Source organism: Mycobacterium sp. (genome assembly GCF_965229105.1).
GTDB lineage: Bacteria > Actinomycetota > Actinomycetes > Mycobacteriales > Mycobacteriaceae > Mycobacterium.
In genome coordinates this window covers 2,830,658-2,855,195 of sequence record NZ_OZ245858.1, presented here as the reverse complement: position 1 = coordinate 2,855,195, position 24,538 = coordinate 2,830,658, and the positions used below count along the sequence as shown (strand labels likewise).

25 protein-coding genes are annotated in these 24,538 nt (G+C 65.9%); 7 read left to right on the top strand and 18 right to left on the bottom strand.

Annotation, left to right across the window (positions count from 1 at the left end; all coding sequences use genetic code 11):
• Positions 1-36: 36 nt before the first annotated feature.
• Positions 37-285 carry a hypothetical protein gene (locus ADBZ9O_RS13545; RefSeq protein WP_526532004.1) on the bottom strand — a complete coding sequence of 83 codons (249 nt, stop codon included), beginning with the start codon at positions 283-285 and terminating at the stop codon, positions 37-39.
• Positions 286-501: 216 nt separating this feature from the next.
• Between ADBZ9O_RS13545 and ADBZ9O_RS13540 the strand changes: the two genes are divergently transcribed.
• Together ADBZ9O_RS13540 and ADBZ9O_RS13535 are read left to right on the top strand one after the other, a co-directional pair.
• Positions 502-1,212, top strand: coding sequence for a TetR/AcrR family transcriptional regulator (locus ADBZ9O_RS13540; RefSeq protein ID WP_526532002.1), 711 nt, complete (start codon positions 502-504; stop codon positions 1,210-1,212).
• 118 nt (positions 1,213-1,330) lie between these two features.
• Positions 1,331-2,389 (top strand): NAD(P)H-dependent amine dehydrogenase family protein, encoded by a 1,059-nt coding sequence (locus tag ADBZ9O_RS13535; RefSeq protein WP_526532000.1) that lies wholly within the window; start codon positions 1,331-1,333, stop codon positions 2,387-2,389.
• Here the strand turns inward: ADBZ9O_RS13535 and ADBZ9O_RS13530 are convergent.
• The 8 genes from ADBZ9O_RS13530 to ADBZ9O_RS13495 form a co-directional block, all read right to left on the bottom strand.
• Positions 2,386-3,219: a DegV family protein gene (locus ADBZ9O_RS13530; protein ID WP_526531998.1), complete on the bottom strand. Its 834-nt coding sequence runs from the start codon at positions 3,217-3,219 to the stop codon at positions 2,386-2,388. The genes ADBZ9O_RS13535 and ADBZ9O_RS13530 overlap by 4 nt on opposite strands.
• A 3-nt stretch (positions 3,220-3,222) precedes the next feature.
• Positions 3,223-3,975, bottom strand: coding sequence for a diglucosylglycerate octanoyltransferase (gene octT, locus ADBZ9O_RS13525; protein ID WP_526531996.1), 753 nt, complete (start codon positions 3,973-3,975; stop codon positions 3,223-3,225).
• Complete coding sequence (gene gpgP, locus ADBZ9O_RS13520) at positions 3,965-4,648, bottom strand: glucosyl-3-phosphoglycerate phosphatase (protein WP_526533128.1); 684 nt, start codon at positions 4,646-4,648, stop codon at positions 3,965-3,967. Before gpgP ends, octT begins: the two co-directional genes overlap by 11 nt.
• Positions 4,649-4,659: 11 nt before the next feature.
• Positions 4,660-5,028 (bottom strand): ribosome silencing factor, encoded by a 369-nt coding sequence (rsfS, locus tag ADBZ9O_RS13515; protein ID WP_526531994.1) that lies wholly within the window; start codon positions 5,026-5,028, stop codon positions 4,660-4,662.
• On the bottom strand, positions 5,025-5,675 hold the full coding sequence (nadD, locus tag ADBZ9O_RS13510; RefSeq protein WP_526533126.1) for a nicotinate-nucleotide adenylyltransferase: 651 nt from the start codon (positions 5,673-5,675) through the stop codon (positions 5,025-5,027). Before nadD ends, rsfS begins: the two co-directional genes overlap by 4 nt.
• 108 nt (positions 5,676-5,783) lie before the next feature.
• The gene (locus tag ADBZ9O_RS13505) at positions 5,784-7,238 is read right to left on the bottom strand and encodes a vWA domain-containing protein (RefSeq protein ID WP_526531992.1); all 1,455 of its coding nucleotides are present in this window, start codon (positions 7,236-7,238) and stop codon (positions 5,784-5,786) included.
• Positions 7,238-8,113, bottom strand: coding sequence for an AAA family ATPase (locus ADBZ9O_RS13500; RefSeq protein ID WP_526531990.1), 876 nt, complete (start codon positions 8,111-8,113; stop codon positions 7,238-7,240). The genes ADBZ9O_RS13505 and ADBZ9O_RS13500 overlap by 1 nt, the downstream gene beginning before the upstream one ends.
• A 34-nt stretch (positions 8,114-8,147) precedes the next feature.
• Positions 8,148-9,407: a glutamate-5-semialdehyde dehydrogenase gene (locus ADBZ9O_RS13495; protein ID WP_526531988.1), complete on the bottom strand. Its 1,260-nt coding sequence runs from the start codon at positions 9,405-9,407 to the stop codon at positions 8,148-8,150.
• A 79-nt stretch (positions 9,408-9,486) separates the two neighbouring features.
• Between ADBZ9O_RS13495 and ADBZ9O_RS13490 the strand changes: the two genes are divergently transcribed.
• From ADBZ9O_RS13490 to ADBZ9O_RS13480, 3 genes are read left to right on the top strand one after another with little or no spacing between them, the layout of a single operon-like run.
• Complete coding sequence (locus ADBZ9O_RS13490; RefSeq protein ID WP_526531986.1) at positions 9,487-10,143, top strand: maleylpyruvate isomerase N-terminal domain-containing protein; 657 nt, start codon at positions 9,487-9,489, stop codon at positions 10,141-10,143.
• 5 nt (positions 10,144-10,148) lie between these two features.
• Entirely contained in the window at positions 10,149-11,012 is an 864-nt protein-coding gene (locus ADBZ9O_RS13485; protein ID WP_526533124.1) for a ribokinase, read from the top strand.
• Between the two features lie 54 nt (positions 11,013-11,066).
• Positions 11,067-11,906: an enoyl-CoA hydratase/isomerase family protein gene (locus ADBZ9O_RS13480; protein WP_526531984.1), complete on the top strand. Its 840-nt coding sequence runs from the start codon at positions 11,067-11,069 to the stop codon at positions 11,904-11,906.
• 73 nt (positions 11,907-11,979) lie between these two features.
• Here ADBZ9O_RS13480 and ADBZ9O_RS13475 read toward each other — a convergent pair whose 3' ends face one another.
• Positions 11,980-14,022 (bottom strand): NAD(+) synthase, encoded by a 2,043-nt coding sequence (locus ADBZ9O_RS13475; protein WP_526531982.1) that lies wholly within the window; start codon positions 14,020-14,022, stop codon positions 11,980-11,982.
• 77 nt (positions 14,023-14,099) lie between these two features.
• Between ADBZ9O_RS13475 and ADBZ9O_RS13470 the strand changes: the two genes are divergently transcribed.
• Positions 14,100-14,936, top strand: a complete 837-nt coding sequence (locus ADBZ9O_RS13470) for an NAD-dependent protein deacetylase (RefSeq protein ID WP_526531980.1) — start codon at positions 14,100-14,102, stop codon at positions 14,934-14,936.
• Positions 14,937-14,967: 31 nt separating this feature from the next.
• On the opposite strand, the gene ADBZ9O_RS13465 is transcribed toward ADBZ9O_RS13470, so the two are convergent.
• Positions 14,968-16,236, bottom strand: a complete 1,269-nt coding sequence (locus tag ADBZ9O_RS13465; protein ID WP_526531978.1) for a cytochrome P450 — start codon at positions 16,234-16,236, stop codon at positions 14,968-14,970.
• Between the two features lie 68 nt (positions 16,237-16,304).
• Here ADBZ9O_RS13465 and ADBZ9O_RS13460 point away from each other — a divergent pair, with 68 nt between their 5' ends.
• On the top strand, positions 16,305-16,940 hold the full coding sequence (locus ADBZ9O_RS13460; protein WP_526531976.1) for a TetR/AcrR family transcriptional regulator: 636 nt from the start codon (positions 16,305-16,307) through the stop codon (positions 16,938-16,940).
• A 3-nt stretch (positions 16,941-16,943) separates the two neighbouring features.
• On the opposite strand, the gene proB is transcribed toward ADBZ9O_RS13460, so the two are convergent.
• The 7 genes from proB to ADBZ9O_RS13425 form a co-directional block, all read right to left on the bottom strand.
• Positions 16,944-18,053: a glutamate 5-kinase gene (gene proB / locus ADBZ9O_RS13455; protein WP_526531974.1), complete on the bottom strand. Its 1,110-nt coding sequence runs from the start codon at positions 18,051-18,053 to the stop codon at positions 16,944-16,946.
• Positions 18,054-18,061: 8 nt separating this feature from the next.
• Positions 18,062-19,507, bottom strand: coding sequence for a GTPase ObgE (gene obgE / locus ADBZ9O_RS13450; RefSeq protein WP_526531972.1), 1,446 nt, complete (start codon positions 19,505-19,507; stop codon positions 18,062-18,064).
• 94 nt (positions 19,508-19,601) lie between these two features.
• Positions 19,602-19,859, bottom strand: a complete 258-nt coding sequence (gene rpmA / locus ADBZ9O_RS13445) for a 50S ribosomal protein L27 (RefSeq protein WP_526531970.1) — start codon at positions 19,857-19,859, stop codon at positions 19,602-19,604.
• Between the two features lie 13 nt (positions 19,860-19,872).
• Entirely contained in the window at positions 19,873-20,184 is a 312-nt protein-coding gene (gene rplU / locus ADBZ9O_RS13440; protein ID WP_526531968.1) for a 50S ribosomal protein L21, read from the bottom strand.
• Between the two features lie 216 nt (positions 20,185-20,400).
• Positions 20,401-23,382: a ribonuclease E gene (gene rne, locus ADBZ9O_RS13435; RefSeq protein ID WP_526531966.1), complete on the bottom strand. Its 2,982-nt coding sequence runs from the start codon at positions 23,380-23,382 to the stop codon at positions 20,401-20,403.
• Between the two features lie 321 nt (positions 23,383-23,703).
• Positions 23,704-24,114, bottom strand: coding sequence for a nucleoside-diphosphate kinase (gene ndk, locus ADBZ9O_RS13430; RefSeq protein WP_526531964.1), 411 nt, complete (start codon positions 24,112-24,114; stop codon positions 23,704-23,706).
• Between the two features lie 34 nt (positions 24,115-24,148).
• Positions 24,149-24,532, bottom strand: coding sequence for a DUF4233 domain-containing protein (locus tag ADBZ9O_RS13425; RefSeq protein ID WP_526533122.1), 384 nt, complete (start codon positions 24,530-24,532; stop codon positions 24,149-24,151).
• Positions 24,533-24,538 lie beyond the last annotated feature (6 nt).

Below are 24,538 nucleotides of genomic sequence, written 5' to 3'. Positions count from 1 at the left end.
CCTTCAGATCGTCGGTTGACCCTCGTGCGGTCGGTGCTAGTTATCGCCAGGGATGGCCGTCGCCGGTGTCGGCGCCTTGACCGTGGGCGTGAACTTGTTACCGCCACCGGGTTCGAGGCCTTTCTCCGTCGGCGACACCGAGGGTGCGGTGGTCGTCGTCGTGGTTGTGGTCGACGGGGATTCTTCTGAGCCGCCACCGCAGGCTGACAGGGCGCCCATCGCAACCAATGCGAGTGCGCCAACACCGGCCGCAACGCGGCGGCGGGCCATCCGAGTCGGCTTCATGATCAATTCCCATCTATCCGCAAGCAGCGAGGTCGCCTCCCCGACAGATCACGGTGACCCGAACTCTAGTTGGCCGCTTCGGCAATTGCACGCAGAACTACGTGGGTAGCCCACCAATGACCTCCCTAGTGAGCGACAGATCGCCAAAGATTGGTAAAACAGCTGCTCAGCGGCCTGTGCCGACCATTCTGCCGATCGCGAACATTGCGTCTGACCGTGCCAGTCAACAGCGCCGACACCTTCGCTATCGATCGCGGTAATCTTTGCCTGATGTCGCGGGGTAATGACGCAGTTGGCGAGGGGCTACGCGAACGCAAGAAGCGTCGGACCCGCGACAATCTGGTCGATGCAGCGCTCGCGCTGTCCGAACGCCAGGGGTACGACCGGACCACGGTGGAGCAAATCGCCTATGCGGTTGACGTTTCACCCCGGACCTTCACCCGCTACTTCCCGACGAAGGACAGCGTCATCCTGTCCGTACTGGAGAAGGTGACCGCCGAGGTGCAGGCAGAGCTGGCCCGCCAGCCCACCGACGTGCCCCCATTCGAGGCACTGCTCGCCGCGAGCCTCACGGTGATCGCACAGGCCAGGCGCGGTGCGGGGCCGATGAGCGGTCAGCGGATCCTGTCGTTTTTACGAACGTTGAACAACTCACCGGCCTTGCAGAGCCCAGCCACCGACGTTCGACGGCACGGAATCGGCGACGCGATGGCGAAGCGGCTCAGGGTCAGCGCCGACGATCGCGCCGTCAAACTGATCAGCACGGTCTGGGCGGCCATCATCGCCAACGCCTGGGGCGCCCTCGGCACACCCGCCGGGCCACAGATCAGCTCTGCCGAGAGCCTTCCGGACCTGATGTCTCGACGGCTGGTGGATACGTTTGCCGAGTTCGCCGATGTCACCCGAGGGCTGTCGAAAACCTTCTGAGCCCGCCACTGCGCCGCGCGGACCGGCCACCCCGACGGTATCGACCGACAGTGCTGTGTACATACTCGCAATACTGTCTACCTTGCCGATGATCTACAGAGCGATCTAAGGAGTGTCGATGACCGCCACGTCCGCCAACAGCCCCCTCAAGGTGATCCAGTGGACCACTGGCAACATCGGGCGCCGATCATTGCACGCCATCATCGGCAGGCCGGATATGGAACTGGTCGGGGTGTACGCACATGGCGCGGACAAGGTCGGGAAGGATGCGGCGGAGTTGGCCGGCTGGCCGGAACCCACCGGCGTGCAGGCCACCAACGATATCGACGCGCTACTCGCACTGCAGGCGGATGCCTGCTGTTACAACCCGTTGTGGCCGAAGATCGACGAACTCGTCGCATTGCTGGAATCCGGCGTCAATGTCTGTACCAGCGCGGCCTGGATCACCGGGGGTAAACAAACCCCGCAGGACCGCGAGCGCATCCTGACTGCCTGTGAGACAGGCAAATCGACCATCTTCGGCAACGGCGCGCATCCCGGTATGACGAATATGGTCGGCATGGTGTTGACCGGTTCGTGCGAGCGCGTCGACGAGATCAGGATCACCGAGTCGGTGGACTGTTCCACCTATGAGTCGGCGGACACCCAGTCGGCGATGGGTTTTGGCCAGGATCCCGAGACGCCAGGGCTGGCCGAAAGTGTGCGACAGGAAAGCGAAGTCTTCGCCGAGTCGGCCGCCATGATGGCAGACGCCATCGGAGCAGATCTCGACAAGCTGACCTTCGACGTCCAATTCACCCCCGCCACTGGTGATTCCGACCTCGGATTCATGAAGATCCCTGCCGGTACCGTGGGTAGTGTCTACGGGTACCACCGCGGCTGGGTCGGTGAGCGCAACGTCGTCAGTGTCGGGTTCAACTGGACGATGGGTGATCACGTCACACCACCAAAGCCCCTCGAACACGGCCATGTCATCCAGGTGTTCGGGATGCCCAATATGCGCACCGTGTTGCACTGCCTGCCACCGAAGGACTGGACCGAACCCGGGTTCATGGGACTGGGCATGATCTACACGGCGATGCCGGTCACCAATGCGGTGCCATCGGTGGTCGCGGCCAGGCCCGGCATCGTGACGCTGGCCGATCTGCCACCGGTGACGGGCCGTTTTCGCGGCTAGTCCGGGATGTCCAGTGCCACTGCGACTGCGCCCGCCCCGACGTGCAACGCCAGCACCGGCCCCAGGTCGGTGATGATGATCGGCTCGGTATGGGCCGGAAGCCGGGTCCGTAGCGCATCGGCCACTTCAGCGGCCCCTTCTGGATTCGCCACATGGTGCACAGCAAGCCGGACGGGCCGGTCGCCCGCGAGCTGACACACCTGCTCGAGCATCGCTGCGGTCGCCTTGGTCGCCGTTCGGACCCGTTGGGCCAGAACGAGTTTACCGTCGTCGATGCGCAGTAGCGGCTTGAGCGACAGCGCGCTGCCGAGCCACGATGTGCCGCGGCCGATCCGACCACTGCGCCGCAGGTTGTCGAGCCGGTGCACGACGATATAGCTGTGCCCCCTACCCACCGCCGAAAGCGCCTCGTGGGCAACGGTATTCAGATCAGCGCCGGTGGCAGCCGATCGCGCCGCAGCCAAAGCGACGAATCCGGTGCCCATCGCCGCCGATTTCGAATCCACCACGACGATGCCCACGCCAAGCTGTTCGGCGACCTGCTGCGCGGCACCGCAGGTGCCGGACAGGGCCGCGGAGATGTGCACCGCCACCACCCCGTCGCCACCGCTGGCCACCAGCGCTCGCTCGTAGGCCGCGCAAAGCTCAGTCGGGGTGGCACCCGCGGTGGTGGCGTTGCGCTCGTGGATATCCGCGGGCACCTCGTCGACGCCGTCGCGCAGATCGGTGCCGTCGACCAGAATATGCAGGGGCACAACCCGAATACCCCACTGCTGGGTCAGATCGGCTGGTAACCGCGATGACGAGTCGGTGACGACGACCACGGCCATCGCTCAGCCGGCCGTCTCTGGGTGTGCCTGGGCCTGGGCCTGGGCCAGCGCTTTGAGCATCAGCTCGGCCACCGCCTGATGGGCAGCGAAATTCCAGTGGATCCCATCGGGATTGCCGTCACCGCCGTAGACATGCTCAGCGACTGCCGCCTTCAAATCGACCAGCGGTACGTCATGTTCGGCCGCCCAGGCGGTGATCGCTGCAACGGTACCCGCCCGGCCGCGGTGCGAGTGGCCGTAGGCGTCGGCGACGTGCACGCTCGGCAGCGTAGCCACCATCGGGATCCCGGGCCTGTTGAAATCGATAGCACCACGGGTCATTTCGAGGTACTCGACGCTCAGATGCGGTGGCAGCGCGGACCGGGCGATCGGCGAGAGCCGGGGCTGTAACCAGCCGTGCCCGTCGCGGACCCAGCGCCGCAGCCACGGCGGACGGACATAGCGGATCAGCTCACGCAGCGCGGTCGGCACCGGCGATGGCAACGAGTCCATCCCACTGGTCGCGAACACCACCGCACCCGCGCGCGGCAGCGCTGCCCACGACCGCGGGTCCTGAGTGGCCGCCCACCACACATCGCGGCAGGTCCAGCCGATCCGGCCGATCAGCTCCAAATCCCAACCAAGCGCAGTGGCAACGATATTCGGCCAGATTCTGGGGTCGTCGGCGGGCAGTCCCCCGGTCGGGCCGTAATAGGCCAGCGAGTCGGCGAAAACCAGCAGCGTACGCCGAGCGGGGGGCGTCGGCTCAGAGCACATCGTTGGCAACCTGTGCCGACGCGTTCCACACGTCCAGACGCCACTTCACTCCGGAGAGGTCGGCATCGGCGGCGGAATGCCCGGACAGCTGCACCCAGCTGGCGTTACCCATGCCCCCGAGGATGGGCCAGTTATCGACAGGAAGATCGAGCAGGGCGGCGGTCAGTGCCGCGATCAGACCGCCGTGCGCCACCAGCACCACCGGGCGCTCAGGCGCCCCACCGTCAGCGGACCCCCATTCGCCAAGGGACTCGACCAGCTCGGCGACCAACGGGACACTGCGGTCGGCGACGTCGACCCGGCTCTCGCCGCCATGCGGCGCCCACCGGGCGTCGTCACGCCAGGCCACCCTCGCCCCCGGAGCTACCCCGTCGACGTCGATGTGGGTCAGTCCCTGCCAGTCGCCGAGGTGTGTTTCGCGCAGCCGGGTGTCGAGGCCGACCGGGAGTCCGCTGCGCTCCCCTAGCGCTGCGGCGGTGTCCGAGGCGCGGCGCAGGTCCGAGGACACGATCAGCAGGGGTTGGCGCTTGGCCAGGATTTCGGCGGCGGCCACCGCCTGCGCCCGACCCAGGTCGGTCAGGTCGGTATCGAGCTGACCCTGCATCCGGCTGCCTGCGTTGTATTCCGTCTGCCCGTGTCGCAGCATCACCAGCCGACGAACCCGAGACGGCATGGATTCGATGCTCATGTACTGGCCTCGAGATCGACCGCGATCACCGGGCAGTCGCGCCACAGCCGGTCGAGGGCATAGAAGTCACGTTCGTCGCGGTGCTGGATGTGCACGACGATGTCGACGTAGTCGAGCAGCACCCAGCGGCCTTCCCTGGTGCCCTCCCGGCGGGCCGGTTTGTAGCCGGCCGCCCGCATCTGATCCTCGACCTCGTCGACGATGGCATTGACCTGCCTGTCGTTGGCGCCGGAGCCGATCACGAAACAATCGGTGATCACCAGCTGCCCGGAGACGTCGATGACGATGACGTCCTCGGCGAGTTTGTCTGCGGCGGCCTTGGCGGCCACGGTTGCCATGGTGATGGCTTCATCATTTGCAGTCATGGCATGTCCTGTTTCGTCGGCGTGGACTGGGTGGGTCGGTTGAGGCCGCCGTTGCCGGCAGCGTCGTCTCGGTACAGGCCGCGTTTCGACACGTACTGGACCACCCCGTCGGGCACCAGATACCAAATGGGATGCGATTGTGCGGCCCGTCGGCGGCAATCGGTCGAGGAGATGGCCAGTGCCGGGATCTCCACCAGCGACAGTGCGTCGGCGGGCAACTCGGCCATGGCGGCGGCGATGTGTTCGCCGTTGAGTTCGAAACCCGGCCTGCTGACTCCGACGAACCGGGCCATCGAGAAGAGGTTCTCCCAGTTCTGCCATGACAGGATCGACGCCAGCGCATCGGCGCCGGTGATGAAGTAGAGATCGGTGTCGGGGTTCAGTGCTTGCAGGTCACGCAGGGTGTCGGTGGTGTACGTCTTGCCGCCGCGGTCGATGTCGACCCGGCTGACCGAGAAGCGCGGGTTGGATGCGGTGGCGATGACCGTCATCAGATAGCGGTCCTCCGCGGCCGTGACGTAGCGACCGTGTTTTTGCCAGGGCTGCCCGGTCGGCACGAACACCACTTCGTCGAGTCCGAACCTGTCGGCGACCTCACTGGCCGCGACTAGGTGACCGTTGTGGATGGGGTCGAATGTCCCACCCATCACGCCCAGTCGTCTCGGCCGCGGGCCGCCTGTTTGCACGGTAGGCCAGCTTACTGGAGCCCGTCCCCAGGTCAGGTCTGGCCGCTGGCGGGGCAGCGGCAGGCGAAATCAGACCGGCAACAGCTTGTCGACCACACTGGCGAGTTGTTTGGCCGAACGGCACTCGTGAATCGGGATGACACCTTCGTATCTGGGCACCGCGGAATCGCCGCTGCCCCACAGATGTCTGGGTTCGGGATTGAGCCAGTGCGCATGCCGGCTGGCGCTGACCATCTGGGTCAGCAGCTCCACCTCGGGATTGCGGTAGTTGTTTCGGCCGTCGCCCAGCACCAGCAGCGAACTGCGCGGCGAGAGCACATTGGGGAACTGGTTCAGAAACGACACGAAGGCGTGGCCGTAGTCGCTGTGGCCGTCGCGGGTGTAGACGCGCGCTTCGCGGGTGATCCGCTGGACCGCGACGGCCAGGTCGGCGTCGGCACCGAACAAATGGGTCACCTCATCGGTGGTGTCGATGAACGCGAAGACCCGGACCCGCGAGAACTGCTGGCGCAGCGCATGCACCAGCAGCAGCGTGAAGTGACTGAAGCCGGCCACCGAACCCGATACGTCACAGAGCACCACCAGTTCGGGCCTGGCCGGTCGGGGTTTGGCCAACACGACGTCGATCGGCACCCCGCCGGTCGACATCGACTTGCGCAGCGTCTTACGCAGATCGATCTGCCCGTGCCGGTGCCGGCGCCGCTTGGCGGCCAGCCGGGTGGCCAGGGTGCGCGCCAGCGGTTGCACGACGCGGCGCATCTGACGCAGCTGCTCGCCGGAGGCCCGCAAAAACTCGACGTTCTCGGCCAGCTGCGGGATGCCGTACATCTGCACGTGGTCACGGCCCAGCTGTTCGGCGGTGCGCCGCTTGGTCTCGGCCTCGACCATTTTGCGGATCTGGGTGATCCGCTGTGCGGCAAGGGCTTTGGCGATCTGCTCCTGCGTCGGGCTGGGCTCGTCACCGTAGGGTGCCAGCAACCCGGCCAGCAACTTGCCCTCGAGTTCGTCAAGTCCCATGGCGCGCAGCGCCTGATAGGACGAGTACGAGGGCCCCCGACTGGAGTTGTAACGGCCGTAGGCCTCGACGATCTGGGCGATCATCGCCATCAGTCGGTCGTCGAGGCCGGCCAGGTCTTCGTTGTCGTTGAGCAGGTCGAGCAGCATGCCCCGCATGGCTTCGGCGTCCTCGGGCGGTAACCCTTGCGGCGCATCGGAGTCGTCGTCGCTGTCATCTTCGTCGGAGATGACCGTGCGATCGCCCAACGCGGCCGGCCACCACAGGTCGAACATCGCATCGTAGGTCTCACGATGATCGGCCCGGCGCAACACCGCACACGCCAGGCCCTCTCGCAGCACTTCGCGGTCACCGAGCCCGAGAGTGGCCAGCACCTGGCCGGCGTCGACCGTCTCCGAAGGACCGACCGAAATACCGTGCGCGCGCAGTCCTTCGACGAATCCGACCAGATGGCCCGGCAACCCGTGGGGGGCCAGCGGCTGTGCGGGGCGGGTGCGTCGAGTCGCCATCAGTTCAGCCTGAGCTCACTGGTCGCGCGTTGCTGATCGGACTGGTGTTTGAGGATGACGCCCAGCGTCTGGGCCACCGTCGCATCATCGATGGTGTCCATGCCCAGCGCCAGCACGGTGCGTCCCCAGTCGATGGTCTCGGCGACCGACGGCACCTTCTTGAGTTGCATGTTGCGCAGCACCCCGATGATGCGGACCAGCTCCTCGGCCAGCTTCTCCGGCAGCTCCGGCACCCGCGACAGCAGGATGCGACGCTCCAGATCGGCATCGGGAAAGTCGATGTGCAAGAACAGGGCCCGCCGTTTGAGCGCTTCGGACAGCTCCCTGGTGGCGTTCGAGGTCAGGATGACCAGCGGTCGCCGGGTGGCGGTGATGGTGCCCAACTCCGGCACGGTCACCGCGAAATCGGAGAGCACCTCCAGCAGGAGACCCTCGATCTCGATATCGGCCTTATCGGTCTCGTCGATCAGCAGCACCGTCGGCTCGGTACGCCGGATCGCCGTCAGCAGCGGTCGCGACAGCAGGAACTCTTCGGAGAAGACGTCCATCTTGGTCTGATCCCAGTTATCGGAACCGGATTGGATCCGCAGGATCTGCTTGGCGTGGTTCCACTCATAGAGCGCACGTGCCTCGTCCACACCCTCGTAGCACTGCAGGCGGACCAGTTCGGACCCCGTCGCCTGGGCGATCGCCCGCGCCAGCTCGGTCTTGCCGACACCGGCCGGGCCTTCGACGAGCAGGGGCTTCCCGAGCCGGTCGGCCAGGAAAACCGCGGTGGCCGTGGCGGTATCAGGAAGATAGCCGGTTTCGGCCAGCCTGCGCGCGACGTCGTCGATATCGGCGAACAACGGCGTAGGAGGTGCGGGGGTGTCCAAGATTGGTGAGCTCCTTCTTCTGCGACCGGTCGGGTTAGACCGGTCGGGTGTGGCCGTCTCCCCAGACGATCCACTTGGTCGAGGTCAATTCCGGCAGCCCCATGGGGCCGCGGGCGTGCAACTTCTGGGTGGAGATGCCGATCTCGGCGCCGAAGCCGAACTGTTCACCATCGGTGAACGACGTCGACGCGTTGACCATCACCGCGGCCGCATCCACCTGTTCGGTGAATTGTTGTGCCGCAGCAAGATTGGTGGTCACGATGGCCTCGGTGTGACCCGTCCCGTATTCGTTGACATGCTCGATGGCCGCATCGAGTCCGTCGACGACGGCCAGCGCGATATCCATCGAAAGGAACTCGGCCCGCAACTCTTCTTCGGTCGGGTCGACATGCACGCTCACCCCGGCGTCCTGCAGCGCACCCAGCAGCCGCGGCACGGCGATATCGGCGACCGCCTGATCGATCAGCAGGGTTTCGGCGGCATTGCAGACACTGGGGCGCCGGGTCTTCGAGTTCAGCAGAATCCGTTCGGCCATATCGAGATCGGCTGCCGAATGGACGTAGACATGGCAGTTGCCGACCCCGGTCTCGATGGTCGGCACCAACGCGTCCCGCACCACCGCGTCAATCAGACCTGCTCCCCCACGTGGGATCACGACATCGACGAGCCCGCGAGCCCGGATCAGATGGGTGACCGTGGAGCGGTCCACGCTGGAGAGCAACTGCACCGCATCGGCAGGCAGGCCTTCGGCGTCCAGCGCTCCGCGCAGTGCGAACACCAATGCCTCGTTGGATCGCGCCGCCGACGAACTCCCGCGCAGCAGAACAGCATTGCCGGATTTCAGGGTGAGGCCGAAAGCGTCGACGGTGACATTGGGCCTGCCCTCGTAGACGATGCCGATCACCCCGAGGGGTACCCGCTGCTGACGAAGTTGCAGTCCGTTGGGCAGCGTCCGGCCGCGCAGCACCTCACCGATCGGGTCGGGCAGACCGGCAACCTGCCGCAGTCCCGCGGCAATACCGTCGACCCGTTGCGGGTTGAGCGCCAGCCGGTCGAGCATCGCCTCTCCAGTGCCCGCCGCGCGGGCGGTTTCCAGATCCTCGGCGTTGGCGGCCAGGATCTGATGCGCGTGAGCCAGTACCGCATCCGCGGCCGCGTGCAGAGCACGATCCTTGGCGGTGGTGGTCAGCGACGCCAGCGTTCGGGCGGCCACCCGGGCACGCCGGGCAGCGTCGTGCACGGAGTCACGCAACTCCGGGGTCAGTTCCGAAAGCAGCGATGCTTGCAGAGTCATTACCGCAGCTTAACGGGCTTGCCACGCGACGGCAGAGCGCACCCCGATCGCGGCGGTCGGCCCCGGTAAGTTCTCCGGCATGACTGATTTTCGCGGTCAAGATTACAGCGGTCCAACTGTCGGCCCGGAGGTCGTCGAGGTCTATCGGGCCGCCGCGCACGGTTTCGCCGGCCTGGTCCGGGTGATTCCTGCCGACCGTTTCGACGGCCCCGGCCTCGGTGAGTGGGACCTGCGGGCGCTGGTCGGGCACACTTCCCGGTCGCTGACCACCGTCATCACCTACCTGGACATCCCCGCTGACCGTGTCGAGATCCCCGGTCCCGAGGAGTACTACCGGCGAGCGGCGGCCATCGCGGCGGCGGAGGGCGCTGGCGTTCTCGACCGCGGTCGACGGGCGGGTGCCGAACTCGGCAACGATCCGGCCGCCGCCGTCGCCGCCCTGGCCACCGAGGCGCTGGCGAAACTCGACGGCCGGGGCGACGATCTGATTTCCGTCCTGGGCGGCGCCGGGATGCGATTGTTCGCCTATCTGCCGACCCGGGTCTTCGAATTGGCCGTGCACAGCCTCGATATCGCCGACGCCACCGGCCTCGAGTTCGAGCTACCCGAGGAGGTACTGATGGCGACTACCACCCTGGCTGCGCGCATCGCGGTGGTACTCGGTCACGGCCAGCCGGTGCTGCGGGCGCTGACCGGCCGCGCGCCATTGCCGCTGTCGTTCTCGGTGACCGCGTGACCACCGTGCCCCGCGCTCGGGTGTGCGTCGTCGGCAGCGTGAACATGGACTCCGTATTTGCCGTGCCGACGCTGCCGACACCCGGGGAGACCGTGCTGGCCACCTCGGCGCAATCGCTGCCCGGCGGCAAGGGCGGCAACCAGGCGGTCGCGGCGGCCCGGGCGGGTGCCGATGTGCAGTTGGTGGCCGCGGTCGGCGGCGACGGGCATGCCGCACAGTTGCGTGCCCACCTGCAGGCCAACGGCGTCGGACTCGACGGGCTGGTGACGCTGCCGGGGCCCAGCGGTACGGCGGTCATCGTCGTCGACGCAGAGGCCGAGAACACGATCGTCGTCGCACCGGGCACCAACGCCCACCTGACGCTGGATTCGCCCGTGTTACGCGAGATCGTCGCCGACTGCGATGTGCTGTTGGTGCAGTTGGAGATTCCGATTGCGACGGCACTCGCCGCTGCCCGTCAAGCGCGGTCTGCGGGGGCCGTCGTGATCGTCAACGCCTCACCGGCGGGCGCCGATTCATCCGGACTGGCCGATCTCGCCGGGGTTGCCGACGTGGTGATCGTCAACGAGTCCGAGGGCCGGGCCTGGCAGTGGCCGGTACCGCATCTGGTGACTACCCGCGGCGAGCGGGGCGCCACCTATCTGCATGACGGCCAGGAGACCGCGATACCCGCACCCCCGGTCGAAGCCTTCGATACGACCGGGGCGGGAGACGTGTTCGCCGGTGTGCTGGCTGCGGGCTGGACCGCTGACCGCCACCATGCGCTGCGCCGGGCGTGCGCGGCAGGTGCGTTGGCGACGTTGGTCGCCGGTGCCGGTGACTGTGCGCCGTATGACGAATCGATCGAGGACGCGCTGGCGCCGGACTGAGGTGACAACTGTTGTCGTTATAGTCAGGTCGCACATACCTGCCGAGGAGACGCGATGTCAGCACCCACCCCTGCACCGGACGCTCCACGCCCCCCGGACGGCGACTGGTTGGGCACCCCGTTCCTGCGATTCGAACGCCGCGGGCCGCTGGCCATCGTCACACTGGACCGGCCGCAGGCCCGCAACGCGATGACCCCGGCGATGTACTTCGGAATCCGCTATGCCGTCAGCCATGTCGACGCCGACCCGGACCTCGCCGGGCTGCTGCTGACCGGGACCGGTGACGTCTTCGCACCCGGCGGAGACCTCGGCGGTGGCGGTGGCATCGATGACTGGATGAACTTCGGCGGCGCCGGTTTCGGGTTGGACATCCTGCCGTTCGACACGCTTCGCCAATCGTCGAAGCCGGTGGTGGCTGCCGTGAACGGCCTGTGCCAGGGCGGCGGGCTACAAATCGCACTATGCAGCGATATGGCGGTGGTCAGCGACCGCGCCACGTTCCGGGTCCCTGAGCTCTACCGCGGCATCGCCGATACCTACTACAGCCATATGCTGGCCCGGCTGATCGGCCCGGTTCGCACCCGCGACCTGATGTTCACCGGACGCGTGCTGACGGCCCAGGAAGCGCTCGACTGGGGTTTGATGGCCCGCATGGTCCCGCACGACGAGCTGTTGGATACGGCCGCCGACGTGCTGGCTCAATGCGCCAGGACCGCCCCGGTGGCACGGGCGGTGGTCAAATCGAGTCTGGACAACTACATCGGGCTCTATGACCGCATCGGGATGCAGACCAGCCTGGGTGCGCCCGAATCGATCGAAGGGTTCATGGCCTTCAAGGAACGACGGTCACCGTCTTGGGTGCATCCCGATCTTCGGATCGACGGCCGACTCTAAGGCTCTGGTCGCGCTCCTCCTCATCGCTCGTTCCTCGCTCTGCATCGGTCGCGCTCTGAGGCTCTGGTCGCGCTCAGGACTCCGGGACGTTGCGCTCGATCTCGTCGAGCCAGATCCGCGCGGACATATCTGACGGTGCCCGCCAGTCCCCACGCGGTGACAGGGCGCCCCCGGCCGAGACTTTCGGCCCGTTCGGCATGGCTGAGCGTTTGAACTGACTGAACGAGTAGAACCGAGCCACGAAAACCTGTAACCAGCCGCGGATCTCGGCGAGGGTATAGGCCGGCCGCCTGTCCAGCGGGTAGCCCAAGGGCCAGTGCCCCTCGTCGGCATCGCGCCAGGCATGCCAGGCCAGGAACGCGACCTTCGACGGGCGGTACCCGTAACGAAGTATCTGGAACAACGAGAAGTCCTGCAGCACATACGGTCCGACTTTGGCCTCGCTGCTTTGAATCTCCTCGTCCTCCCCGACCGGCACCAACTCAGGCGTGATCTCGGTGTCCAGTACCGACTGCAGCACCCGGTCGACCTCGTCTTCGAACTGTCCCGAAGAGATGACCCAGCGGATCAGATGCTGGATCAAGGTCTTCGGGACGCCGCCGTTGACGTTGTAATGCGACATCTGGTCGCCAACACCGTAAGTCGACCAGCCCAGGGCGAGTTCGGAGAGATCACCGGTGCCGAGCACGATCCCGCCGCGCTGGTTGCTGATCCGGAACAGGTAGTCGGTGCGCAGCCCCGCCTGGACGTTCTCGAAGGTGACGTCGTACACCTTCTCACCGCGACCGAAGGGATGATCCATCTCTTTGAGCATCAACGTCGCGGTGTCTCGAATGTCGATCTCTTCGAATGTCACACCGAGCGCCTTACTCAGCGCGATCGCGTTGCCCTTGGTGTGGTCGCTGGTGGCAAAGCCGGGCAGCGTGAAGGCCAGAATATCGCTGCGCGGCCTGCCTTCCCGGTCCATCGCCCTGGCGGCGACGATCAACGCATGCGTGGAATCCAGGCCGCCGGACACCCCGATGACGACCTTCGGATAATGCAATGCCCGCAACCTCTGCTCAAGGCCAGCCACCTGGATGCTGTATGCCTCGTAGCAATCCTGTTGTAGCCGTGTGGGATCCGCAGGCACGAACGGAAAGCGCTCGATAGTGCGCCGCAGCCCGATATCGTCCTCGGGGGGATCGAGGGTGAACTCCACCCGCCGCACGGCGTCGTCGTCGATACCGTGATGTCGACGGTTATCGTCGAAGGTGCCCATCCGGAGGCGTTCGGAGCGCAACAGCTCGGTGTCCACATCGGCGACGCTGCGGGCCGGCCCCTTGGGGAATCGCTCGGATTCGGCGAGCAGGACGCCATTCTCGTAGATCATGGTCTGCCCGTCCCAGGCCAGATCGGTACTCGATTCGCCCTCTCCCGCAGCGGCATAGACGTAGGCGGCCAGGCAACGCGCCGATGCCGAACGGGCCAGCAGCTTGCGATCATCGGCGCGCCCCACGGTGATCGGACTACCGGACAGATTGGCCAGTACCGTCGCACCCGCCAGCGCCGCCTCGGCACTGGGCGGCACCGGCACCCACATGTCCTCGCAGATTTCTACGTGCAACACGAAGCCGGGCAGGTCGGTCGCGGCGAACAGCAGATCCGGTCCAAATGGCACCGATACCCCGCCGACGCTGATCTCGTCGTAGATGTCATCGCCGGCAGCGACCTGGCGTCGCTCGTAGAATTCGCGGTACGTCGGTAGATAGGACTTGGGCGCGACGCCGAGCACAGTGCCGCGGTGCACGACGACCGCGCAGTTGTAGATCCGGTGCCGATAGCGCAGGGGCGCCCCGACCACCAGGACCGGCAGCAGATCCGCCGATGCCGCCACGATATCGAGCAACGCGGTCTCCACCGCCTCAAGCAGCGTGTCCTGGAGCAGAATGTCGTCGATCGAGTACCCGGACAACGTGAGCTCGGGGAACACCGCCAGCGCGACACCGTCGTCGTGGCATTCGCGGGCGGTCTGCAGGACTGCCTGCGCGTTCGCCGCAGGGTCCGCGATCGTCGTGTGCAGCGTGCAGGCGGCGACCCGAACGAACCCGTGGCGGTACGCGGAGAAGAAGCTCACCTCTCCAGTATCTCCTGAGACCCCTGCTCACAGCCCCATTGGGCTGGTTTGGGTGGCTCGGCGCTACTCTCGATGGGGTGGAAGCACCCGAGCTCGTCGCGCTGTTGGACGGTCGCACCATCGCCGTTCTCACCGGTGCCGGCATGTCGACCGACTCGGGAATCCCGGACTACCGGGGACCGGATTCGCCGCCGAGCAATCCGATGACCATCCGCCAGTTCACCTCCGATCCGGTTTTCCGGCAGCGATACTGGGCTCGCAACCATGTGGGCTGGCGCCATATGGACTCCACCCTGCCCAATGCCGGACATCGGGTGCTGGCCGGTCTTGAGCACGCCGGGGTTGTCACCGGACTCATCACCCAGAATGTCGATCTACTGCACACCAAAGCAGGCAGTCGGGCCGTGGTGAACTTGCACGGCACCTACGCGCAGGTGGTGTGCCTGTCCTGCGGGCTGACCATGACGCGCGCCGAGCTGGCCACGGAGCTGGAAGCACTGAACCCGGGGTTCATCGAACGCGCCGAACAGGTCGGCGGGATCGCCGTCGCGCCAGACGCCGACGCCATGGTCGAGGAGACCTCGACGTTCCGGTATCTGGACTGTCCGCGCTGTGGCGGGATGTTCAAACCCGACATCGTCTACTTCGGCGAGAATGTGCCCAAAGACCGTGTCACCCAGGCATATTCGATGGTCGACGCCGCCGATGCGCTCCTGGTGGCCGGCTCGTCGCTGACGGTGTTCTCCGGCTACCGATTCGTGCGGCACGCCGCCGCGCACGCCAAACCCGTCGCCATCATCAACCGTGGCCCCACCCGCGGTGACGACCTGGCGACCGTCAAGGTCAACAGCGGGTGCTCGGAGATGCTGGCGCTGCTCGCCGACGAGCTCTCCCCCGCGATTTCGGCGCGCTGAGCCGCGCTGAGCGCGGGTTTGCGCGCCCGGATCACCAGGTGCAGGGCATCGACCGGATGGCGTGGATGAAGTTACCGGGAACGTAGGCCGGATCGCCCGCCGCAATATCGGGCAACTGCCGCAGCAGCTCGCCGAACAGGGCCCGCAGCTGGGTTCTGGCGACGTGCGCGCCAAGGCAGAAGTGCCTACCGCCGCCGCCGAACCCGAGGTGCGAGTTCGGTGTTCGGCCGAGATCGAATCGCTCTGGGTGGTCGAACACCTCGGTGTCCCAGTTGCCGGACGAATAGAACATCACCACCTTCTCCCCCGCGGCCACCTGCTGACCGCCGAGCTCGATGTCTGTCGCCGCCGTGCGGCGGAAGGTCATCACCGGGCTGGCCCACCGCACGAACTCCTCGACCGCACCACCGATCCGGCCATCGAAATCCTCACTCAGCCAAGCACGTTGGTCCGGGAAGTCGGTCAGCGCTTTCATCGCGTGACTGCTCGTCTGCCGGGTGGTGTCGTTACCGGCCACCGCCAGCAGAACGAAGAACGCGGACACCTCGAAATCGGAGAGCCGGTCACCGTCGACCTCGGCATGCACCAGGGCGCTGATCAGATCATCACCGGGATTCTCGCGCCGTTCGGCGGCCAGCGCGCCCGCCACCTGATGCAGATACATCTGGTTTTCCATCAGGACTTCCAGCGGGTTGCGGCCCGCCAGGAACACCGGGTCACCGGAGGACACCAGTGCGTCGGCGGCGCTTGCCACCTGTTGACGTTCGGATTCCGGAATCCCGATCATGTCCGACAACGTGCGGATGGGTAGTTCCTTCGCGCAGTGGTCCACGAAATCGGCGCCGCTGCCCTCGGATTTGAGTTCGGCCACGATGGCCGCGGCGTTGGCCTTGATCGAATCCTCGATGCGGCGGACCTGGCGCGGGGTGAATGCCGCGTGCACGAGCTTGCGGATCAGGGTGTGTCGTGGCGGGTCCATTGCCAGGAAGGACTGCGACGCCTCCAGGAGTTCCTCGGGAAAACTCTCGAACAGCACGCCTTTGCCTGACAGGAACGCCTCACTGTTACGGCTGACCGCGACGATATCGGCATGTTTGGTCACCGCCCAGTAACCCGGATCGGTGGGGTCTTGCAGCAGTGAGTCCTGCACCGGCGGATGCCAGCTCACTGGACGCTCGGCGCGCAGCACCGCGAAGGACCGTTCGCGTTCGGCCGCGGTGGTGGACCAGAACGCCCGCGACGACAGATCGATCGGGTCATAGGGGCGTGGGGTAACCGATGTGATGGAGGGCACACTCATAGTGGGTGACACTAGGTCTAGACGGTATGTCTAGTCAAGGTGTGGATCAGTCCGATACGCTGCGTGTCATGCCGTCGGTCACCCGTAAACCGCAGGCCACCCGCCAGGAACGACGCGCTGAAATCGAGCGCAGCCTGCTCGTGGCCACCGAGCGCCTGATGGGTGACGGCACCAGCTTCACCGAGCTCAGCGTCGACCGACTGGCGACCGAGGCCGGTATCTCGCGGGCCAGCTTCTACATCTACTTCGAAGACAAGGGCCAACTCTTGCGACGGCTGGCGGTCGGCGTGTTCGACGATCTGGCCGATCCCGCCCAGCGCTGGTGGAGCGTGGCAGCCCGGCGCGACCCCGCCGACGTCCGGTCGGCCATGGCCGGCGTCATCGCCGGCTATCGCAGTCATCAGCCGCTGCTGGTGGCGCTCAATGAGATGGCCGCCTACGACCCGCAGGTATCCGTTGCCTACCGGGACATCCTGACCGGCATCGTCGAACGGTTGAGCCACGTCATCTCCGACGGCCAGGCCGACGGGTCGATCCGGCCCGAACTGGACGCACGCTCCTCCGCCGATGCCCTGACGTGGATGGTCGAGCGGGCATGTCACCAGAATCTGCCGTTCACGGGTCCCGAACACGACGCCCAACTGGCCGAGACTCTGACCCAAATCGTCGTCGCCACTTTGTATCTCAAAGCGGCTTCGGCGTAACCCTTAGAGAGCAACCAGATCGTCGGCGTGCACGGCAGGGCGGCGCATCTCGGCGGGTAGATCCGAGGTCGACCGGCCCAACATGGTGGTCAGCTCACCCGCGTCATACGCCACCACACCGCGCGCGACGACGGTCCCATCGGAGGCGCGCAGCTCGACCACGTCACCGCCGAAGAACCGGCCCGTCACCGCGGTGATACCGGCAGGCAGCAAGGAACGGCGCTGTTTGACCACGGCCCGTACCGCACCGTCGTCGAGGGTAAGGCCGCCAACGGATTCCGCGGCGTAGCGCACCCAGAACCGTCGCGCCGACATCCGGGCCGGCCTGGCCGCAAACACCGTGCCCACCGACGCATCCGAGAGCGCCGCCGCCGCATCGGAGGCCGCCGCCAGCAGCACGGGCACTCCCGCATCGGCGGCCAACAGCGCCGACGACAGTTTCGACGCCATCCCGCCGGTGCCGAGACGACTGCCGCCGCCGGCTGTCACACCGTCGAGGTCCTGCGTCCCAGCTACCTCAGAGATGAAGCGCGCGTTACCCTTTCGCGGGTCGGCATCGTAGAGGCCGTCAATATCGGACAGCAGCACCAGTGCGTCGGCGCCGACCAGGTGCGCGACCAACGCCGACAGCCGGTCGTTATCGCCAAAACGGATTTCGTTGGTGGCCACGGTGTCGTTCTCGTTGACGATCGCGACCGCGTGCAGCGACCTCAACCGGTCCAGAGTGCGCTGAGCGTTGGTGTGCTGCACGCGCATCGCGATGTCATGCGCGGTGAGCAAGACCTGCCCAACGGTGCGCTGATAGCGACTGAAGGCAGTGCTCCATGAGTTCACCAGCGCCACCTGCCCCACACTGGCAGCCGCCTGTTTGGTGGCCAGATCGGTTGGGCGCCTGGTCAATCCGAGAGGTTCGAGACCCGCTGCGATCGCACCCGATGACACGATGACGACATCGGAGCCCGCCTTCATCCGCGCCTCGATGGCGTCGACCAGCTGCTGCAGCCGACTGGCGTCGAACATGCCCGCAGGTGTGGTCAGCGCGGTGGTGCCGATCTTGACGACGATGCTGCGCGCGGTGCGTACCGCTTGCCGATGGGGTGAAGGGCTGGTCACGATGCTATTCAACCCTCGTCGTGCTCGCGTCGTTTCTTTCGCGCGACCTTGCGCTCGTCGGCGCCGATCCGGTTGTTCTGCTCAATGCGAATATCGGTGCCGCGTCCGGACATCGTGACGTCGACGCCGGCAAGTGTCTGTGGTTCCCAGTCGAACGTCACGTCGCCGATGGTGACCGCACAACCAGGCTTGGCGCCCAGCTTGAGCAGCTGGTCTTCGACGCCCAGGCGGGCCAGCCGGTCGCCGAGATAGCCGACGGCTTCGTCGTTCACGAAATCCGTCTGGCTGATCCACCTTTCGGGCCGGACGCCACGAACGATGAAACCACCGGGATTCTGCGGGTCGACCTCAATGGTGAAACCGCTGCTGTTGGTGGCAACGGGGCGAATCACCGGGCGTCGGGCGGCCTGCACCGGTTGCGCCGCGCGGTAGGCCGACACCATCTCCCACAGTCCGAAGATCAACGGCCGCAGGCCTTCCTGAGCCACGGTCGACACTTCGAAGACCGGCCAGCCGCGCGCCGCGACCTCCTCGTGCACAAATTCCGCGAGCTCCCTGGCCTCGGGTACGTCAATCTTGTTGAGCACCACTGCCCGTGGCCGATCGGCGAGATCGCCCAGGGTGGTATCGCCTTGCAGGGTGGGCTGATAGGCCGCCAACTCTGCTTCCAGTGCGTCGATATCGGAGATCGGATCGCGACCCGGTTCCAGGGTGGCGCAGTCGACGACGTGTACCAATACCGCGCAACGCTCGATATGCCGCAGGAAGTCCAGGCCCAGACCACGGCCCTGCGAGGCGCCGGGGATCAGGCCGGGGACGTCGGCGACGGTGAAGGTGTGCTCGCCGGCGGAAACCACCCCGAGGTTGGGCGCCAGCGTGGTGAAGGGATAGTCGGCAATTTTGGGTTTGGCTGCCGAGATGGTCGAGACGAGCGATGATTTGCCTGCCGAGGGAAAACCGACCAGGCCGACATCGGCGACGGTCTTGAGTTCCAGAGTCAGGTCGCGCTCTTCACCCTTTTCCCCGAGGAGAGCGAAGCCGGGTGCCTTACGGGCCCGCGACGCCAAGGCCGCGTTGCCGAGGCCACCCCGACCACCAGCGGCGGCCTCAAAGGTCGTACCCGCACCGACCAGATCGGCAAGAAGCCGACCGTTCGCGTCCAGCACGATGGTGCCGTCGGGCACCCTGACCTCAAGATTCGCACCGGCCGCACCGTCGCGGTCGCCGCCCATGCCCTGCTTGCCAGAAGGGGCATCGACATGCGGGTGAAAGTGGAAATCCAGGAGTGTGTGCACCTGCGGGTCGACGACCAGCACGATGCTGCCACCCCGACCGCCATCACCGCCGTCAGGACCACCGAGGGGTTTGAACTTCTCCCGATGCACTGAGGCGCAGCCGTTTCCACCGGAACCAGCCCTGGCGTGGATGACCACCCGGTCGATAAACCGAGGCATTACAGGTCCTTTCACAGGACGAACGTGACGCTGTTGCGAAAATTATCTCGAAAACTCGCAGCGGCGTCACATGCGCGTGAAAGTCCTCGACGTGTTAGACCTCGACCGGAACGATGTTGACGGTCTTGCGACCGCGCTTGACACCGAACTCGACGGCGCCGAAGGCCGTGGCGAACAAGGTGTCGTCATCGCCACGACCGACATTGATGCCGGGGTGGAAGTGAGTGCCGCGCTGGCGGACGATGATCTCGCCGGCCTTGACGACCTGACCGCCGAAGCGCTTGACGCCGAGGCGCTGCGCGTTCGAGTCACGACCGTTGCGAGAGCTGGAAGCGCCCTTCTTGTGTGCCATGTGTTCCGCTCCCTTACTTGATGCCGGTGACTTTGAGCACCGTCAGCTGCTGCCGGTGACCCTGCCGCTTGTGGTAGCCGGTCTTGTTCTTGAACTTGTGGATGCGGATCTTGGGACCCTTGGTGTGCTCGAGGATCTCGCCGGTGACCGCGACCTTGGCCAGGGCCGAGGCGTCGGTGGTCACGGTGGCTCCGTCGACGACCAGCGCCACGGGCAGCGAAACGGAAGCGCCGGGCTCCGATTCGAGCTTCTCGATCTTGACGATGTCCCCGACCGCGACTTTGTACTGCTTGCCGCCGGTCTTGACGATTGCGTACGTCGCCATCGTTGCCTGTCCTCTGTTCGTTCGGTTCATCTGCGGGCGCGCGCCACCCGAGGGCTGCGAGCGCGGGTCTGGTTTGCGCAACGTGTTGCGAAAACTCGGTGCGGGAACGTTATTCATCCCACTGTCACCGGCTCAATTCTTCGTCAGAGCCTGGCGACAACTGCTCAAGGTTACGTGACCAGCGGCTAAAGGGTCAAACCGCCTGCCTGTGCCTTGTCACACGGGTGGACCTGCGGGTCGTGCGGCCGCGCGACGCCGCCGTGGACGACCGGCTGCCACCGCCACCGGCTGCAGCTCCTGCGGCTCGTCGGCGTCATCTGAGTCCTCGTCTGAGTCGTCATCATCGTACGAGTCGTCGTCATCGTCGTCGTCATCATCGTCATCATCGGAGTCGTCGGAGTCGTCGTCGATCACGATGACCTCGATATCTTCGTCATCGTCATCGTCGTCATCGGCGACCAGGTCGATGTCATCCTCATCGGAATCGTCGTCCTCAGAGTCCTCGTCGGAATCGTCGTCCAGATCGTCATCGGCGACTTCCCTGGCGACCTGCTGCGCGGTGCTGACGGCGGAGTCTTCGTCGTCACCGACAAAATCCTCAGACGTGGTGTCGTCGTCCTCGTCGGCGTCGCCGTCATAGTCGGCGTCGTGCTCGCCCTCAGGCTTGCCATTGGCCGCGGCCATCGCCTTGAACATCGGGTGCTCGCCGACGGTATGGGACGGCAACCGCACCACGGGCGCTTCATCCTCGGGTTTGGTGACCTTCTTGGAGCGCTTGCTTCGGCGGCTGGTGCCCGGCTCCGACTTACGCGCCGGCGCCGACTCGGAGTCCACCGGATCGCTGTGCAACACGAGGCCGCGGCCTGCGCAGTGCGGGCAGGTGGAGGAGAAGGCCTCGATCAGCCCGGTTCCGAGCTTCTTACGGGTCAACTGAACCAGGCCCAGCGACGTGACCTCGGAGACCTGATGCCGGGTGCGGTCGCGGCCCAGTGCCTCGGTGAGCCGTCGCAGCACCAGATCCCGATTGGACTCCAGCACCATGTCGATGAAGTCGATGACGATCATCCCGCCGATATCGCGCAACCGCAGCTGGCGGACGGTCTCCTCGGCGGCTTCGAGATTGTTCTTGGTGACGGTCTGTTCGAGGTTGCCACCCGCACCGGTGAACTTCCCGGTGTTGACGTCCACGACGGTCATCGCTTCGGTTCGATCGATGACCAGGGTGCCACCCGAGGGCAGCCATACCTTGCGGTCCATCGCCTTGGTCAGCTGCTCGTCGATCCGGTGCACGGCGAACACGTCGGGACCGCCGCGGGAGGCAGCGTCGTACTTGGTCAGCTTCGGCATCAGTTCCGGTGCAACGGCATTGACGTAATCGTTGATCGTCGACCAGGCGTCGTCACCGGAGACGATGAGCCCCGAGAAGTCCTCGTTGAACAGATCGCGGACGACCTTGACCAGCACATCGGGCTCTTCGTAGAGCGATACCGCGGCACCCGCGGCCTTGGCCTGAGTCTCCTTGGCGCGCGCGTCGATCTCGTTCCAACGCTCCTGCAACCGCGTGACATCGACGCGGATGTCGTCCTCTTTGACACCCTCGGATGCGGTGCGGATGATCACCCCGGCGTCGGACGGCACCACCTCACGCAGGATCTCCTTGAGCCGTTGGCGCTCGGTATCGGGCAGCTTGCGGCTGATCCCCGTCGACGATGCCCCGGGTACGTAAACCAGGTACCGGCCGGCCAGCGAGATCTGCGTGGTCAGACGGGCGCCCTTGTGTCCGACAGGGTCCTTGCTGACCTGGACGACGACGTAGTCCCCCGGTCGCAGCGCCTGTTCGATCTTGCGCTGGGCGCCACCGAGACCGGCCGCCTCCCAGTTCACTTCGCCTGCGTAGAGCACACCGTTGCGGCCGCGACCGATGTCGACGAACGCGGCTTCCATCGAGGGCAGCACGTTCTGCACGATGCCGAGGTAGATATTGCCGACGAGCGATGCAGATGCCGCTGACGTCACAAAGTGCTCGACCAGAACACCGTCTTCGAGGACGGCGATCTGGGTGTAGCGCGCACCTTCGTGCGGGGGTTCGGAGCGCACCTTGTCGCGCACCACCATCACCCGTTCGACGGCCTCGCGACGGGCAAGGAACTCGGCCTCGGACAGGATCGGGGGCCGACGGCGTCCGGCGTCGCGGCCGTCACGCCGGCGCTGCCGTTTGGCTTCTAGCCGGGTCGACCCGCTGATGCCCTGGATCTCGTCGGGATCGCGGCCCTTGGCCGCCTTCTCCCGCGGCGCCCGCTCGTGCACCACAGTGTTCGGCGGGTCATCGGGTGAGACCGCTTCGCCGTCATCGGCGGTGCCGGACTTGCGCCGACGCCTGCGACGCCTGCGCCGGGTGGCACCGTCGCCTGACCCGGACTCCTCGTCCCCGTCGGCGTCACCGTTGTCGTTGTCGTCCTCGGCAGTGGCCTCGGTGTCGTCCTCGGAATCCGAGTCGTCGTCGCCGCCCTCGGTGTCACCCTCGGTGCCACGGCCTCTGCCACGGCCGCGGCGACCACGACGTCGCCTCCGGTTGGCTGCGGGTCGGCCCGATTGATCGTCGTCACCGTCACCGTCGGTATCGGTGTCAGCATCGGCCTCATCGGCGTCGTCGTCATCATCGTCGGCGACGGGTTCCACCGCGGATTCCACGATGGGCGCGGGTCTGCGTTTGGGCATGTCCTGAACGGGCTGAGGAGCCACGAACAACGGCAGGTAATCGGCCTGATTAACCTGTTCATGCTGCGGGATTTCGGCGGGATTGGCGTCCTCGTTATCCAGCGGCGTCTCAAGGAGAAGCCGTGACTCCGGTTCGTCTGTGACAGCACCGTCGGCCGGTGGCGCCGGGGTCTCGTCGAATCCGACGACGACCTCAGCGGCGGCCGGTTCGGCCACCGGCTCGGCGGGGGCGGCAACCTCAGGAGTCTCGGCAGCTGCCAGTACGTCGCGCACCCGGACGGCGTCGGTGCGGTCAACACTGGAGTGCGCGCTGCGCGATCGGCCATCCAGCTCAGCCAGCGCATCGAGCACCCGCCTGCTGGTGGTGCCAAGCACCCGCGCCAGTGAGTGAACCCTCAAGCGCTCAGGCAGGTCAGCTTCAGGCGTGGTGCCTGCGGCTTCGGTGACTGGCTGTTCTTGGATTCGGGCATCGTCGTCCACGTAATCTCCTTCAAGCCCCCGGGCGCGTCATACATAGACGCGGCCGCGCGAGGACTTCCGCTATGTGCCCGGTTAACTTCACCCGGACTTGTCATGGTCTCGCCCCGTGCGGCTCGTGTGGAACACACCCGGTGCCTGGGTTGAATGAGGGCTGAGACGGTCGGCGCCGCATCGCTATAGCGGTGGTCGCGCTCGTCTAAGTCTTCATCCGGGCGTTCTTCGCCTGTGTGACGTCGTACACCCTTTGTCAGTATCCCATACCGGCGACAGTGAACAGACCAAGTAGCGGTTAGCGGACCTGGGGCCGCGTCCTGACCCGATCTACAGGTCTGGGAACCAGAGTGCGATCTCGCGCTCTGCAGAGTCCTGCGAATCCGATCCGTGCACCAAGTTGAACTGTGTTTCCAGTCCGAGATCGCCCCGGATGGTTCCCGGTGTGGCCTTCTCGACGGGATCGGTCCCGCCGGCCAGCTGACGGAAGGCCGCGACGGCACGGGGACCCTCAAGGACAGCCGCAACCACCGGTCCCGAGGTGATGAACTCCAGCAGCGACGGGAAGAAGGGCTTACCTTCATGCTCGGCGTAGTGGGCCCGGGCCAGCTCGTCGCTGACACTTTTCAGCTCCAGCGCCGCGAAGGACAGACCCTTCCGCTCGATGCGGCCGATGATCTCACCTACCAGCTGCCGTTCCACACCATCAGGCTTGATCAAGACAAGAGTCCGCTCAGTCACGGCGCACAGCGTACCCAAGCTCGAACGGGTGGTTCTACTCCGGCGGCTGCTGCTGGCTCGGGAGTAGGCCGTTTCGCTGCCTGCGCAGTACCTCGGCCCGCAGGTAGACGATGACCAGCCACACCAAAGCGAACAGCAGTCCCATCAGCCCGACGCCCGGGTAGATCACCCAACCTGCGATCAGTACGACCTGCACCCCCAGGTTCGCCCAGATAGCCCACGGCCGACCCTGGATTCCGGCCATCACCACCAGCAGCACGGCGAAACCGATCAGATAGGTCATCGAGAAGGCCGTCAGGCCGCCGCCGACCGTCCCGACCACCGGCAGGGCCAGCAGCACAACGATCGATTCCAGGATCAACGTGCCGGCCATCACCCCGCGGAAGCTCTTCCACGGATCCGGTGGAGTCGGTCGCATCTCGTC